The organism is Burkholderia theae, from assembly GCF_048565265.1.
GTDB classification, from domain to species: Bacteria; Pseudomonadota; Gammaproteobacteria; order Burkholderiales; family Burkholderiaceae; genus Burkholderia; species Burkholderia theae.
In genome coordinates, this window is sequence record NZ_CP183462.1 from 1,801,461 (window position 1) to 1,815,535 (window position 14,075).

16 protein-coding genes are annotated in these 14,075 nt (G+C 66.4%); 12 read left to right on the forward strand and 4 right to left on the reverse strand.

The features are described from left to right. Positions 1 to 243: 243 nt before the first annotated feature. From ACN22W_RS25560 to ACN22W_RS25570, 3 genes are all read left to right on the forward strand, one after another. Positions 244 to 552, forward strand: coding sequence for a hypothetical protein (locus ACN22W_RS25560; RefSeq protein WP_419687512.1), 309 nt, complete (start codon positions 244 to 246; stop codon positions 550 to 552). 246 nt (positions 553 to 798) lie between these two features. Continuing rightward, on the forward strand, positions 799 to 1,791 hold the full coding sequence (locus tag ACN22W_RS25565) for a GlxA family transcriptional regulator (protein WP_419687514.1): 993 nt from the start codon (positions 799 to 801) through the stop codon (positions 1,789 to 1,791). Positions 1,792 to 1,941: 150 nt separating this feature from the next. Then, positions 1,942 to 2,505, forward strand: a complete 564-nt coding sequence (locus ACN22W_RS25570) for a tautomerase family protein (RefSeq protein WP_419687516.1) — start codon at positions 1,942 to 1,944, stop codon at positions 2,503 to 2,505. Positions 2,506 to 2,568: 63 nt separating this feature from the next. Here the strand turns inward: ACN22W_RS25570 and ACN22W_RS25575 are convergent, their stop codons facing one another. Then, positions 2,569 to 3,501, reverse strand: a complete 933-nt coding sequence (locus tag ACN22W_RS25575) for a LysR family transcriptional regulator (protein ID WP_419687518.1) — start codon at positions 3,499 to 3,501, stop codon at positions 2,569 to 2,571. 164 nt (positions 3,502 to 3,665) lie between these two features. Between ACN22W_RS25575 and ACN22W_RS25580 the strand changes: the two genes are divergently transcribed. The 4 genes from ACN22W_RS25580 (at position 3,666) to ACN22W_RS25595 (ending at position 7,245) form a co-directional block, all read left to right on the forward strand. Further along, on the forward strand, positions 3,666 to 4,121 hold the full coding sequence (locus tag ACN22W_RS25580; RefSeq protein ID WP_419687520.1) for a cupin domain-containing protein: 456 nt from the start codon (positions 3,666 to 3,668) through the stop codon (positions 4,119 to 4,121). A 52-nt stretch (positions 4,122 to 4,173) separates the two neighbouring features. After that, positions 4,174 to 4,983 carry an SDR family NAD(P)-dependent oxidoreductase gene (locus ACN22W_RS25585; RefSeq protein WP_419687521.1) on the forward strand — a complete coding sequence of 270 codons (810 nt, stop codon included), beginning with the start codon at positions 4,174 to 4,176 and terminating at the stop codon, positions 4,981 to 4,983. A gap of 25 nt (positions 4,984 to 5,008) precedes the next feature. Further along, positions 5,009 to 5,980 carry an aldo/keto reductase gene (locus ACN22W_RS25590; protein ID WP_419687522.1) on the forward strand — a complete coding sequence of 324 codons (972 nt, stop codon included), beginning with the start codon at positions 5,009 to 5,011 and terminating at the stop codon, positions 5,978 to 5,980. 689 nt (positions 5,981 to 6,669) lie between these two features. Then, complete coding sequence (locus ACN22W_RS25595; RefSeq protein WP_419687524.1) at positions 6,670 to 7,245, forward strand: YniB family protein; 576 nt, start codon at positions 6,670 to 6,672, stop codon at positions 7,243 to 7,245. Positions 7,246 to 7,390: 145 nt separating this feature from the next. Here the strand turns inward: ACN22W_RS25595 and ACN22W_RS25600 are convergent, their stop codons facing one another. Next, complete coding sequence (locus ACN22W_RS25600) at positions 7,391 to 8,917, reverse strand: AMP nucleosidase (protein ID WP_129516860.1); 1,527 nt, start codon at positions 8,915 to 8,917, stop codon at positions 7,391 to 7,393. Between the two features lie 129 nt (positions 8,918 to 9,046). Between ACN22W_RS25600 and ACN22W_RS25605 the strand changes: the two genes are divergently transcribed. The 5 genes from ACN22W_RS25605 (at position 9,047) to ACN22W_RS25625 (ending at position 12,577) form a co-directional block, all read left to right on the forward strand. Continuing rightward, positions 9,047 to 9,442, forward strand: coding sequence for a hypothetical protein (locus ACN22W_RS25605; protein ID WP_419687526.1), 396 nt, complete (start codon positions 9,047 to 9,049; stop codon positions 9,440 to 9,442). Positions 9,443 to 9,544: 102 nt separating this feature from the next. Continuing rightward, complete coding sequence (locus tag ACN22W_RS25610; protein WP_419687528.1) at positions 9,545 to 10,543, forward strand: homoserine kinase; 999 nt, start codon at positions 9,545 to 9,547, stop codon at positions 10,541 to 10,543. After that, positions 10,534 to 11,343 carry a BPSS1780 family membrane protein gene (locus ACN22W_RS25615; RefSeq protein ID WP_048250224.1) on the forward strand — a complete coding sequence of 270 codons (810 nt, stop codon included), beginning with the start codon at positions 10,534 to 10,536 and terminating at the stop codon, positions 11,341 to 11,343. Before ACN22W_RS25610 ends, ACN22W_RS25615 begins: the two co-directional genes overlap by 10 nt. Before the next feature lie 205 nt (positions 11,344 to 11,548). Further along, positions 11,549 to 12,001 carry a MarR family winged helix-turn-helix transcriptional regulator gene (locus ACN22W_RS25620; RefSeq protein ID WP_419687529.1) on the forward strand — a complete coding sequence of 151 codons (453 nt, stop codon included), beginning with the start codon at positions 11,549 to 11,551 and terminating at the stop codon, positions 11,999 to 12,001. A 156-nt stretch (positions 12,002 to 12,157) separates the two neighbouring features. Continuing rightward, positions 12,158 to 12,577 carry an organic hydroperoxide resistance protein gene (locus ACN22W_RS25625; protein ID WP_031399791.1) on the forward strand — a complete coding sequence of 140 codons (420 nt, stop codon included), beginning with the start codon at positions 12,158 to 12,160 and terminating at the stop codon, positions 12,575 to 12,577. Positions 12,578 to 12,684: 107 nt separating this feature from the next. On the opposite strand, the gene ACN22W_RS25630 is transcribed toward ACN22W_RS25625, so the two are convergent. Together ACN22W_RS25630 and ACN22W_RS25635 are read right to left on the reverse strand one after the other, a co-directional pair. After that, positions 12,685 to 12,861 carry a DUF3563 family protein gene (locus tag ACN22W_RS25630; protein ID WP_080970993.1) on the reverse strand — a complete coding sequence of 59 codons (177 nt, stop codon included), beginning with the start codon at positions 12,859 to 12,861 and terminating at the stop codon, positions 12,685 to 12,687. Between the two features lie 81 nt (positions 12,862 to 12,942). Beyond that, positions 12,943 to 14,052, reverse strand: a complete 1,110-nt coding sequence (locus tag ACN22W_RS25635) for a PHB depolymerase family esterase (protein WP_419687531.1) — start codon at positions 14,050 to 14,052, stop codon at positions 12,943 to 12,945. Between the last annotated feature and the right edge of the window lie 23 nt (positions 14,053 to 14,075).

Sequence of the window (14,075 nt, forward strand, 5' to 3'; positions counted from 1 at the left end):
CCGGTGCCGCGCGACGCGGCGCAATCGTCCATACCCGCGGCCCGCCATTGTCAAATTGCGCGGCCCGATACCCGCACCCCGTCCGCGCCGGCCGCCAACCCGCTGTAATAAACCCGCCTCGCCTTTTCCGTCACGCGCCCGCACACTGCATTCTGTCGGCGCGGCGTTCCCCCCGGTGGAACGGTCCCCCTCGCTTCCATCGCGTCGCGCCGGCCTATTCATAACGACCTCACGGAAAAGAACATGCAACGCTCGCTGATCGCCCTCGCCTTCGCCGGCCTCGGCCTTTCGCTGTCCGGCCTCGCTCATGCAGTCAACGTCGACGTCAACATCGGCACGCCCGCGCCGGTCGTCGTCGCCCCCGCACCCGTCATGGTCGCTCCGGGGCCCGCGGTCATCGTCGGCTGGCATGGCGACCGCTACTGGGACGGCCACCGTTACTGGGAACGCCGCGAGTGGGAAGATCACCAGCGTCATCGCGGTCACGACGACCACGACCGCCGCGGCGACTACCACTGCCCGCCGGGACACGCGAAGAAAGGCGAGTGCTGATCGACCTCACCCTCGCCTGACAAGCAGGGCCGCCCGCGCGCTTCGGCGCCGGGCGGCCTTGTCGTTTCTGGCGACCCGCTTCGGGAAAACGCGACCGTCGCCGGGATACCGAACGGGGCACCTCGGTGCAGGCCGATCGCACAACGCGCAGGCAATCCCGCCGCGCATCTGCGCAGTCGATCACGCACTGCGGACACACGATGCGGAGTGATAGGATCGACCTCACACAAGGCCATTTCCGCCACCATGCCACTCATCAGGATCTGGGCAGTCAACCATGCCCTCGCGTCCGGCATCGCCGCGCCGACCGACATCCTTACCGCGGCCAATCATCTCGCCCCCACGACGCCGGCCCGCCGGACAGTCGCCCCGTTCCGGTGGCGCATCGAATCGATCGACGGCCGGCCGGTTCGCACGGCGTCCGGCCAGCTCGTCCCGGTCGACGGCACGATCGACGGTGGCAGCGCCGCCGATGCGATCTGGCTGACCGCGCCGTTCGTCGCCGATCTGGAGCGGCTGCTCGCACGCCCCGGCTCGCTCGCGCCGCTGCTCGACGCGCTGCGGCGACAGCATGCGCGCGGCACGCTGATCGCGACTTATTGCACGGGCGCGTTTTTGCTGGCCGAGGCCGGCTTGCTCGACGGGCGCGCCGCCACCACGCACTGGTCGAAAGCCTCGAGCTTCCAGGCGCGTTACCCGGACGTCGCGCTGCGCGCATCGGAGGTGCTGACCGAACAGGACGGCATTCTCTGCGGCGGCGCCATCACGTCGTATCAGAATCTCGCGCTGCGCCTCGTCGACAAGCTCGCGAACCCGCGTCTCGCGGCGTCCGTCGCGAAGCTCATGCTGATCGACATGAACCGCATTTCGCAGGATTCGTACATCGATGTCTCGCAGATGAGCCGCGCCGGGCACGATGATGCGTCCGTTGCGCGCGCACTGCGCTGGATGGAAAGACACCTGCGCGAACCGTTCAGCCTTGCCCGCTTGAGCGAGCACGTGGCGATGAGCGAGCGCACGCTGCATCGCCGCTTCCGGGAGGCCGTGGGGGCACCGCCGCTCAAGTATCTGCAGACGCTCAGGATCGAGGTCGCGAAGCGGCTGCTGGCCGAAACGAAGATCGGGGTCGACGCGGTCTGCGAGCGCGTCGGCTACACGGACATCAGCGGCTTTCGCCAGCTCTTCAAGCGCGAGACGGGCATTGCGCCCGGCGAATATCGCCGCCGCTTCATGCGCTAACCGCCTGGCATCGGCATCGATCGCAATGTCCGGAATGGCATTGCCGAATGGCAGTTTCGCCACTTCGCGCGCAAGGGCGCGGTTCCTACACTGGGTTCACGTCGCCCGGAGTCGGGAACGACGCCCTCTCAACCGAACCAGGACAACATCATGCCGATGATCGACGTCGCGATCCCCGAAGGTGCGCTCGCGCAGCCTGCCGAAGCGCAATTGATGAGCGAACTGACCGAGATCCTGATCCGTCACGAAGGACTCGACCCGAGTGACCCACGCGTGCGGGATGTGACGTGGATCTTCGTCCACCGGCCGGCGGCCGTGTACCGCTCCGGCGTGCTGGCGCCCGCGCCGATCTACCGAATCGTGCCGACCGTACCGGAAGGCCAGTACACGGACGCCGCGCGCGCCGGGCTGATCGCCGACGTCACGGCCGCGGTCGCACGCGCGGAAGGCGTCCCGCTCGACGCCGTCGCGTCGCGCGTCTGGGTGCTACCGATGGAAATCGACGACGGCTGCTGGGGCAGCCGCGGCGTCGTACGCCGCCTGCCGGACATCATGGAATATTTCGGCGGAGCGACGCTGCGCTCGCTCGGGGAACAGCGGCTGGCGATCAAGCGGCAGGCGGACGCGATCGGAATGCTGGAGGCCGTCCTCGATGCGATGCGAGATACGCAGCGCGATCGGTCGCACGGCGGCACCGCCACACCCGCGCACTGACGCACGCGCGCCGGTATCCGACAGCCGAACGCATCGGCGCGCTCGCAACCCGGGCGCCGCGCGTCAAGCCGGCGCCTCCGCCAGCGGGAGTGGCGCGAGTTCCGGATGGGCGCCGAGCCTAGCCGCAAGGAAATCCATCAGCAACCGGCTCCGCAGCGGAAGATGAGTGCGCTGCGGCATGCACAGATAGAGCCCGTAGCGGGAGGTGGCGTGCTTCGTCAGCAGCGGCACGAGACGGCCCTCGCGCACATGCGCGTGGATCGAATAACCGAAGAACTGACCGATCGCGGCACCGCTCAGCACGATGTCGAGCTCGGCATCGATGTCGTTGGTCGCGATGAACGGGTGCACCTGTTGCGTGTCGACGCGGCCGTCGACGAGAAATTCCCATGGAAACGGCTTGCCCGTGCGCGGATACAGGAACGCCGTGCAGCGGTGATCGCGCAATGCATCGATCGTTTGCGGCTCGCCGTGGCGGCGCAGATACGCCGGCGCCGCACAGACGACCAGTTGCAGATCGGCGACGCGACGCGCGATCAGCCCGCTGTCGGGCAGATTGCCGGTCCGCACCGCGATGTCGATCCGCTGCTCGACGATGTCGGCCATGTCGTCGCTGACGATCAGCTCGGCCGTCACGCCCGGCTGCCGGTCGCAGAACTCGCCGAGCAACGGCGCGAGAAAGCGCCGGGCGAGCGAGTAAGGCGCCGCGACGCGGATCGTGCCGACCGCGTGCGCGCGATCGTCGTCGAGCGTACGCAATGCGGTTTCCAGTTCTCCGACCGCGCCGCGGCACTGCGCGAGCAGGCGCTCACCCTCGGCCGTCAGCGCGATGTGATGCGTCGAGCGCTGGAACAGCCGCACGTTCAGCAGCGCCTCGAGCGCAGCGATCTGCTTGCTGGCCGCCTGCGGCGTCATGCCGAGCTCGCGTGCGCCCGCGCTGATGCCGCCCGCGGCTGCGACGCGGACGAATACCGTCAGCGCCTTCAAACGATCCATTCAGTGCTCCTGTCGAACCCGGCACGTCCGGGCACTCGTCAATGGCGTCGCGGCGCCGGTCCGTCAAGTTGAATCGGTTTCAACCGGACCGGTGCTACTCGCGTGCCGCCCCGCTTCGCACAATGGCGCCATCCTCGACGATCAGCCCGCACGGGCCGCTCACCATGAACCTGCGCTCGTTTTCCATCGCCTCCCGGGCCGCTGCCGCGGCCGCCTCGATCATCGCCGGTGCGTCGTCGCCCGCGCTCGCGGACGATGCGCCCGCCCGCGCCGTCGAAACGGTGCTGCTGCGAACCACGCACGCATGGGACGGCTCGCCCTACCGAGCCTACCCGACGCATCAGCCCGAGGTGACGGTCGTACGCTACACCATCCCGCCGCACGCCGTACTGCCCTGGCACACGCATCCGTCGATCAACATCGGCTACGTGCTGTCGGGCCATCTGACCGCCGTGCGCCGCAGCGACGGCAAGCGGCTGGCGCTCGGCCCCGGCGACGTGGTGCCGGAAATGGTCGATGGCGTGCATCGCGGCGAGACCGGCGACGAGACCGCCGAGCTGATCGTGTTCTACGCCGGCACGCCCGGCGCACCGCTGACCGTTCCGGACGGCGAAGACTGAGCGCCGGCCCTTCGGCCGGCTCGTTTCACCCTGACGCGGAGCGCCACCCATCATGTCCGATTCACACCCCCTGTCCACTCCCTCCTCCACGACGCAGCCGCGGCCCCGGCTCGACGGGCGCGTCGCGCTCGTCACGGGCGGCGGCACCGGCATCGGCCGGGCGGCCGCACTCGCGTTCGCGCGCGACGGCGCCCGCGTCGTCGTGGCCGGACGCCGCGCGGCGCCGCTCGACGACACCGTGCGCGCGATCGCCGAACGCGGCGGCGAAGCGTTCGCGATCCCCGTCGACATCGCCTCGGCCGACGGCGTACGCGCGCTCGTCGACGCAACGGTCGAACGCTACGGCGCGTTGCACGCGGCGTTCAACAACGCCGGCACGGAAGGCACGTTCGAGCCGATCGTCGAGCAGACGGAAGCCGACTTCGACGACGTGATCGCCACCAACCTCAAGGGCACCTGGCTGTCGATCAAATACGAGATGGAGGCGATGCTCGCGCACGGCGGCGGTGCGATCGTGAACACGTCGTCCTGGCTCGCGAAAGGCGCGCTTGCCGGCTCGTCGACCTATTCGGCGAGCAAGGGCGCGCTCGATGCGCTGGTGCGCGCGGTCGCGCTCGAAGGCGGCCCGCACGGGATCCGGATCAACAACGTCAACCCCGGCATCATCGACACGCCGATGGCGCGCCGGTTCGGCGACGACGAGATGTTTCGCCCGTTCGCCGCGTTCACGCCCGCGCGACGGATCGGCACCCCCGAGGACGTGGCAGACGCGGCCGTCTGGCTCTGCAGCGACGAAGCGCGCTTCGTGACCGGCGAATCGATCCTCGTCGACGGCGGCTACACGATCGGCGGCATGCGCTGATCGGCGTCGCAAGGAGGATGAATCAATGGAGTACGTGAGACTGGGAACGTCCGGGCTGAAGGTGTCGAAGCTGTGCCTGGGCTGCATGACCTACGGCGATCCGTCGTGGCGGCCGTGGGTCGCGACCGAGGACGTAGCGCGCCCGTTCATCCGCGCGGCACTGGACGCCGGCGTGACGTTCTTCGACACGGCCGACATCTACTCGGGCGGCGAGAGCGAACGCATCCTCGGTCGCGCGCTGCGCGATTTCGCGACGCGCGACGACGTGGTGATCGCGACCAAGGTGTTCTTCCCAACCGGTGACGGTCCGAATGCGCGCGGGCTGTCGCGCAAGCATCTGTTCGCGAGCATCGACGCGTCGCTGCAGCGCCTCGGGACCGATTACGTCGATCTCTACGTCGTTCACCGGTTCGATCCGGATACGCCGATCGACGAAACGCTCGATGCGCTCGACGCAATCGTGAGGAGCGGCAAGGTCCGTTATCTCGGCGCCTCGTCGATGCATGCGTGGCAGTTCATGAAGATGCTCGCATTCCAGCGGCATCACGGCCTCGCCCGGTTCGCTTCGATGCAGAGCCAGTACAGCCTGATCTGCCGCGACGACGAACGCGACATGCTGCCGCTGTGCATCGAGGAAGGCGTCGCGTACACGCCGTGGTCGCCGCTCGGCCGCGGGTTGCTGGCCGGCTCGCGCGATGCGGGGACGACGCGGGCCGCGACCGACCGGCAGATGGTGTCCTGGTACGACGGCCGCGATGCGGTCGCGGCGACCGTCGAGGCCGTCGGACAGGTAGCGCAGGCTCGCGGCCTGGCGCCCGCCCGGATCGCCCTCGCGTGGGCGCTGCGACGGCCCGGCGTCACGGCACCGATCGTCGGATTGTCGAAGCCGCATCACGTGACCGATGCGCTCGCGGCGCTCGACCTGACGCTTGACGATCGAGAAACCGCGCTGCTCGAAGCCGCGTTCGACCGGACGGTCGAGCCGGTGCAGTGGTAAGCACAGCCACTGCACCCGATCGGGTCGAGTCAGGAGGCTGAAGCCGAGCAATCCACCGCCAGCAGGCCGGACGGCGCAAAACCCGGCGGCGGCGGCCGGCTAGGGCCGCCGGTCGTCACGCTTACTGGAACGCCACTTCCGCGAAGCGTCGCAGCTTGCAGACACAAAACCAAGCAAAATCAAAGTATTGCGCGATCTTCTCCAAATTAATGGGGGGGTACTCTAAGGGGGGGCGTCGCACTTCCGACGCGGGTTTGACAACTCTTTGAATGCGCCCTTGTCGACCCAAACACTGCCTTCTGCGCTTTACTTACACGCCCCCCTTTTTATATCAATGGCTTGCGAAATCGGTTGCAGAATGAATACGATCGCCGCAGTGCCGGAGCCCGCATCCGAAGGAGAGACATGTCGGATCTCGAAACACAGTCTGTAGATGCCGCTCCAACATGGAACAGTTGCTCGATAACGCTATTCTGATTCGCACATCGCACGTATTTGCCGAGAAGGCCAGATGCTCCGATCGAATCAGGCAGCTCGCTTCCGCAGTATCCGAATAACGTCGAGCGTAGCTTCACCGCGGCCCATCGCGAACTCGCTCGCGACCGACTACCGCGTTACTTGAATCGGCGAACGCACCTTGTGTATGATCAATCCTTGAGGGCAAAGCGGAAAATCACGGAGGATTAACAATGAAGCTTGGCCAGGCAAGGAATCGCGTCGTTTATATGCGAATCGTCGCAGCTTCACTTTGGGTCATTTCAGCACTTATTTTCTTCATTGGATTTATCAAAGGGCTCTATTATTTCCTCGATGCGTCCTCTCCCTCAACGCTACCGCCAATAGCGCAGCTTACCGTAACCATCAAGAAGTGTATCGAGTTGCTGTACGCGTACACACCGTTCTTACATCCGATCTGGACTAACGCACCACTTGCGGCTCCCTACGACTTGAAATGGCCCGGAAACTACTGGCTGATTTTCTGGGCCGCAACTGGCTTCGTAAGCCAATCAATTTGGGGTGCAGCGTCACATCTAAACCAGCGCATTAAAGCCAGCATCAAGCGAGTCGAAGAACTCGGCTGGGATCAGGAATTGTTGAGGCAAATGGGAGCCGTCCACGGCACAAAGCCCGATGTCATGCAAATAAACATCGAGCTTGATCAAAAGGACCAGTGGTATAAGCGTCCGGTCGGGTTGGTTGCAATCGGCGTCGCAGCTGCCGTATTGGGGCAACTCGCCAATCTGAAATTTGGCCTCATTCACTGAGACCGGTCACGCGCACGTGCGCATCAGGCGAGTACGCTACCTGAACGGCTGAATCGTTCACGACCGCCAGACGCGTCCGACGACGGAATTGTTAGACTCGAAGGCTCCCCGACCCAGCCGGGGAGCCTTATACCGCAAGGGCTTGTCACTGAAACGCCACTTCCGCAAAGCTCCGCAGCTTCCGGCTATGCAGCTTGTCGAGCCCGTTCGTGCGCAGGATCTCCATCGCCTTCACCCCGATCTGCAGATGCTGATCGACCTGCCCGCGATAGAACGTGTCGGCCATGCCCGGCAGTTTCAGTTCGCCATGCAGCGGCTTGTCCGATACGCACAGCAGCGTGCCGTACGGCACGCGGAAACGGAACCCGTTCGCCGCGATCGTCGCGCTTTCCATGTCGAGCGCGACCGCGCGGCTCTGCGACAGCCGCTGCACCGGCTCGCGATGATCGCGCAGCTCCCAGTTGCGGTTGTCGACGCTCGCGACCGTGCCCGTGCGCATCACGCGCTTCAGTTCAACGCCTTCGAGCCGCGTGACGTCGGCCACCGCGCGCTCCAGCGCGAGCTGCACTTCGGCGAGCGCCGGAATCGGCACCCACAGCGGCAGGTCGGCGTCGAGCACGTGATCCTCGCGCACGTAACCGTGTGCAAGTACGTAGTCGCCGAGGCGCTGCGTGTTGCGCAGCCCCGCGCAGTGACCGAGCATCACCCACGCGTGCGGACGCAGCACCGCGATGTGATCGGTGATCGTCTTCGCGTTCGACGGACCGACGCCGATATTGACCATCGTGATCCCGCTGCCGTCCGCGCGCTTCAGGTGATACGCGGGCATCTGCGGCAGGCGCGGCGGCGCGGCGCCCTCGGCCGGCTCGCTGCCGAGGTTCGCGTTGTACGTGACGACATCGCCCGGCTCAACGAACGAACTGTACTGGCTGCGGTACGCCCGCACCTCGGGATCGGTGCTTTCCGTCATCATCGTGCGGCCGAGCTTCACGAACTCGTCGATGTAGAACTGGTAGTTCGTGTAGAGCACGTAGTTCTGGAAATGCGTGGGCGACGTCGCCGTGTAGTGACGCAGCCGGTGCAGCGAGAAGTCGACGCGCGCGGCCGTGAACAGCGCGAGCGGATGCGGCTCGCCCGGCGCCGGCTCGAACGTGCCGTTGACGATGCGGTCGTCGAGATACGACAGGTCGGGCGTGTCGAAGATGTCGCGCATCGCGAGCAGGCGGTCGCGGTCGAGCTCGCCCTCGAGATGGATGCCTTCCGGAAACGCGAAATGGATCGGAATCGGCTGCGACGACACGCCGATCTCGATCTTGACATGGTGGTTCTTCGACAGCAGGCGCAGTTGCTCGCGATAGTAGTTCGCGAAGAGATCGGGGCGCGTGACCGTCGTCTCGAACACGCCGGGGCCCGCGACGAAACCGTACGAACGGCGCGAGTCGACGTGCGTGTTGACGTCGGTGCGGATCCGCACGAACGGGTAGCACGCGCGCACGTGCTCGGTAATCGGTTCGTGGCGGCGATAGCGCGCGAATGCGTCGCGCAGGAAGCCGGTATTCGTGTCGTAGATGGCGGACAGCCGCGCGACGGCGGCGATCGAATCGTCGAAAGCCTCGACCGACGGGCTCTCGGGCGTCAGCACACGGTGCCGGCGGCTCAAATCGTTCTTCATTTTCATCACCTCGTCTGATCCGACGACATTACCACGGAACCCGGTCACCCTTATGGCCGCCCGGATACACGCAGGGGCCGGATGGTGCGCAGTATTTGCTAAAATCGGTGGGTTCACTGGAGACTCATCATGAAGCCGCTCATTCTCGTCGCCGCTGCCGTCGCGTTTGCCGCCGCCAGCAGCGCTTACGCCGCCGGCGCCACGCCTGACGCCGACGCGCAGGCCCGGGCCGAGGCCAACGAAGCCGCCGGCCTGCCCGATCTCCGCAAAATCAACCGGCCGGGCGCCGAAGTCTCGTCGAAAGTCGACTTCGCCGACATTCGCCGCACGCCGAGCTTCCACGAAAAGAGCAAGAACGGCACCGAGGTCACCGAGTACCGCGACCGCGGCAAGCCGGTCGAGATCGACGTGAAGTCGAACTTCGGCACGCGCTACCAGATGAGCTCGACGCCCGACACGTCGCCGAAGCCGCACGACGCGGGCATCCCGATCACGCGCCTGCCGTCGCTGAACCTGCGCTACTGATTTCGTGGCGCGCCGTGTCGATCACGGCGCGCCGCCTCCCCTCCACCTGCTGTTGCGACGCACGCCGCACGCGTGCCGACAACCTGACCTGACGCATCTCGCATGGCCGTTTTCACTGCTGTTTCCGACTCCGATCTCGCGCAATGGATGCGCCACTACGAACTGGGCGACGTGCTTGCGTTCCGCGGCATTCCGTCCGGTATCGAAAACAGCAATTTCTTCCTGACGACGACACGCGGCGAGTACGTCCTCACGATCTTCGAAAAGCTCACGGCGCAACAACTGCCGTTCTACCTCGACCTGATGCGCCATCTGGCCGGCCACGGCGTGCCGGTGCCGGATCCGGTGCCGCGTGACGACGGCGCGCTGTTCGGCGAGCTGCACGGCAAACCGGCCGCGATCGTCACGAAGCTCGACGGCGCGGCCGAACTCGCGCCCGGGGTCGAACACTGCATCGAAGTCGGACAAATGCTCGCGCGCCTGCACCTCGCGGGGCGCGATTACCCGCGCAACCAGCCGAACCTGCGCAGCCTGCCGTGGTGGCAGGAGAACGTACCGGCGATCGTGCCGTTCATCACGGACGCGCAACGCACGCTGCTCGAAGGTGAGCTTGCGCACCAGGCCGGTTTCTTCGCGTCGGACGACTACGCGGCGCTGCCGGCCGGGCCGTGCCATTGCGACCTGTTCCGCGACAACGTGCTGTTCGCGCACGCGGCGCCCGGCACCGGCCACAGCGTGCGGCTCGGCGGGTTCTTCGACTTCTATTTCGCCGGCTGCGACAAGTGGCTGTTCGACGTCGCGGTGACCGTCAACGACTGGTGCGTCGACCTCGCGACCGGCGTGCTCGACGTCGCGCGCGCCGATGCGCTGCTGCGCGCCTACCAGACGGTGCGGCCGTTCACGGCCGAGGAGCGCCGCCACTGGAGCGACATGCTGCGCGCGGGCGCGTACCGCTTCTGGGTATCGCGCCTGTACGACTTCTACCTGCCGCGCGCGGCGGAAATGCTCAAGCCGCACGACCCCGGCCATTTCGAACGCATCCTGCGAGAGCGTATCGCCCATACGCCCGCGCTTCCCGAGATCCAAACCGCATGCAACTGATCGAAGTGCCCGCCAAAACGGGCTATGTCTGGTTCCGTCAAGGCGTCTGGCTGTTCCGCCGGAACCCGCTCGCGTTCATCACGCTGTTCTTCACGTACCTGCTGGCGATCACGCTGGTGTCGATGGTGCCCGTGATCGGCTCGGCGCTGCCGCTGGTGTTCATTCCCGGCATCGCGGTCGGCTTCATGGCCGCGTGCCGCGACACGGTGGCCGGCAAGCCCGTGATGCCGACGATCCTGATCGACGGCTTCCGCTCGTACGGCGCCGTCGCGTCCCAGCGGCTGCTGGTGCTTGGCGTGATCTACGTCGCGTCGATGGTGCTCGTGTTCGCCGCGTCGTCGTTCGTGGACGGCGGCGCGCTGTTCCACGTGATGATGGGTGCGGCGGACGAAGCGAGCACGACGCCGGAAACGCTCGCCGCGCAAGGCACGCTCGGCGCGCTGTTCTTCGCAACGCTGCTCTATCTGCCGATCTCGATGTTGTTCTGGTTCGCGCCGGTGCTGGTCGCGTGGCATGACGTCCCGCCCGCCAAGGCACTGTTCTTCAGCATCGTCAGCTGCTGGCGCAATCGCGGCGCGTTCACCGTGTACGGCGCGCTGTGGTTCGGCGTTGCGCTCGGCACGTCGCTCGCGCTGTCGCTGCTGCTGCAGGCGCTCGGCGCCGGCGCCTATGCGCTGACGATCATGATGCCGGTGACGATCATCATCGTCACGATGCTGTACTGCTCGTTCTACGCGACCTATCGCGGCTGCTTCGGCGTGCAGGAGCCGGGCGCGCCGACCGCCACGTCGGGCCGCTGAAACCTCTCCCGGCCGGCGCGCGTCGCCGGCCGTCACGCTGTTCCGCGCGCCGGGTTGTCTCCCGGCGCCTCTCCCGATCCCCCTGTTTCCCGGCATCCGCCCCTGGCCGGGCGCCCCTAGCCGGGCGCCCCTGTTCAACCCGATCTTTTGCGCGCAAAATAATTTGTGTGCAAATTGTTCGCGCGTCCGCCGCGCCTCCCGAATCATGGACCGCCCACCCCCGCTACCCCAGACGCTCGACGAGCAGCTGTGCTTTGCGCTCTACTCGACTTCCCACGCGATGACGAAGGCGTACAAGCCGCTGCTCGACAAGCTGTCGCTGACCTATCCCCAATATCTCGCGATGCTGGTGCTGTGGGAGCGCGACGACATCGCGGTGAAGGACATCGCCGCGCGGCTCGATCTCGATCCGGCCACGGTCACGCCGCTGCTCAAGCGGCTGGAAGCGCTCGGCTACGTCGAGCGCGTGCGCAGCGCGACCGACGAACGCGTCGTGAACGTACGCGTGACGCCGGAAGGCCGTGCGCTGAAGGACCGCGCACGCTCGGTGCCCGCCGATCTCTTTTGCGCGATGCAGCAAACCCCCGAGTTCCTGGTCAGGCTGCGTGCCGACCTCCAGCAGTTGCGCGACGCGCTGTCGGCCGCCAACGAACGCTGACGAGCGAGCGTCGGCCGACCGGCCCGGTACTTCCGGGCTTTTTCTTCAAAATTTCATTTGCGCACTAATGATTTGTGTTCTATATTTTCTTCGTGGCCGGCGACATCCCGTTAGACCGGGCCGCTTTTCTCCCCTTTTCCCGACAGGAGCTGCACGATGAACATTCTGTACAAGACCAGCGCCACGAGCACGGGCGGCCGCGACGGCCGCGCAGTATCCGCCGACAACAAGCTGGAAGTGAAGCTGGCCGCGCCGCGCGAACTCGGCGGCACGGGCGCGGAAGGCACGAATCCGGAGCAGCTGTTTGCCGCAGGTTACTCGGCCTGCTTCCTGAGCGCGATGAAATTCGTCGCCGGCCAGAACAAGCAGGCGCTGCCGGCCGATACGCAGGTCACGGCGGAAGTGGGCATCGGCCCGAACGACGCAGGCGGCTTCGGGCTCGACATCGAGCTGCGCGTGTCGCTGCCGGGGCTCGACAAGGCCGACGCGCAGGCGCTGGTCGACAAGGCGCACCACGTGTGCCCGTATTCGAACGCCACGCGCAACAACGTGCCGGTGCGCCTGACGGTCGTCTGACGCGACGCAAGGCCGCGAATGCAAAAAGGGCGCGTGCGGCATCTAGCCGCACGCGCCCTTTTGCGTGATTCGCCGGAGCGGCGGGCCGACGGGCCCGCCTGCGCTGCTTAGCGCGAGCCGAGCGAATACGGGCGGTTCATCGCCGCTTCGCGATCGATCTTGCGCATACGGAATTCGAGATCGTAGATGTCGGTCGCTTCGGACAGGTACGCCTCGGCGCGCTCTTTACGGGCCGTTTCAGCGTTCTTGGTCAGCATCAGGAAGAGGTGGCTCAGCAGGTACATGGTCGATCTCGCAATCCAAAGGTTCTTTGACTAGGGTTTTCCCGAATTATAGGGAAAACCCTAGGCTTTGGCCAGCGTCAATCAGACGATGCGTCGTTCGGTCGCCACAGTCCGGCGATGTGTTTCGAAAAAGGCCCAGATCATCGAGCTCGCATCGGGGCCGACGGCCGCATGAAACGGCACGGCTTCGTCGCCGCCGGCCCACGCATGATCGAGCCCTTTCACATGGCAGAGTCGCACGACCGGTTCGCCATCGCGGCAGACATCGGTGATCTGTGCGCCCGAGTCGCGCGTCTCGACCCGCTCGCCGCCGCGCAGCGCACCGCGGCTGTCGGCCAGCCCGTTCAGGCGCATGAACTGCACCGTCAGCTGGTCGGCATTCTTCGGCGCGACAACGTGGTCGCCGTCGCCCTGGACGATCAGCGCGGGCATGCCCGGATACGTGCCGGCCTCGACCAGCGCATCGACGGCCGCGGCCGGGTTCTGTCGCAGCCCACGCCGCATCACGTCCATCGCGGTGATGCCGGAATTCGCCTCGCCGAGCGCGGGACCTGAGTGCAGCGCCACCGCCGCGAAGCGGTCGGGATGGTGCAGTGCAAGAAGCGCCGCTAGGCCCGCACCGGCCGACAGCCCCGCGACATAGACACGCGACGCATCGAAGCCATGTTCGTCGACGACCGCGTCGACGAGCGACGCAACCGAATTCGCCTCGCCGCGGCCCGCGCGCTCGGTGTCTTCATACCAGTGCCAGCAGCCGTGCGCGTGCGCGCGCAGCGACTGCTCCGGATACAGCACCGCGAAACCGTACTTGTCGGCCAGCAGGTTCATTCGCGTGCCCTGCACGAATTCGTCGACGGACTGCTGGCAGCCGTGCAGCATCACGACGAGCGGCATCGCGCCGCGCCGGCGGCCGGGCGGCACGTAAAGGCCATACGCGAGATTCTGGACGAGACGCCCGAGCGCGGGCGTCATCGGATGTTCGCCGCGCGTCCATTCACCCGCCGCCCATGCCGCCGCACGCGGACGCACGCGCGATTCGCGCGGCGGGGACAGATCGGATACGGCGGGCGAGGCAGCGGCCTCGAGTGCGTCGCGTGTGATGCGCTGCGCATCGCGCACCGCATGTTTGGCGGCCGGAGACAGCATGCGTTTCATGCCGCCCAGCCACACCTTGGTCAGACTTTTGGTCATCGATCGGGCTCGCAGTCAGGAAA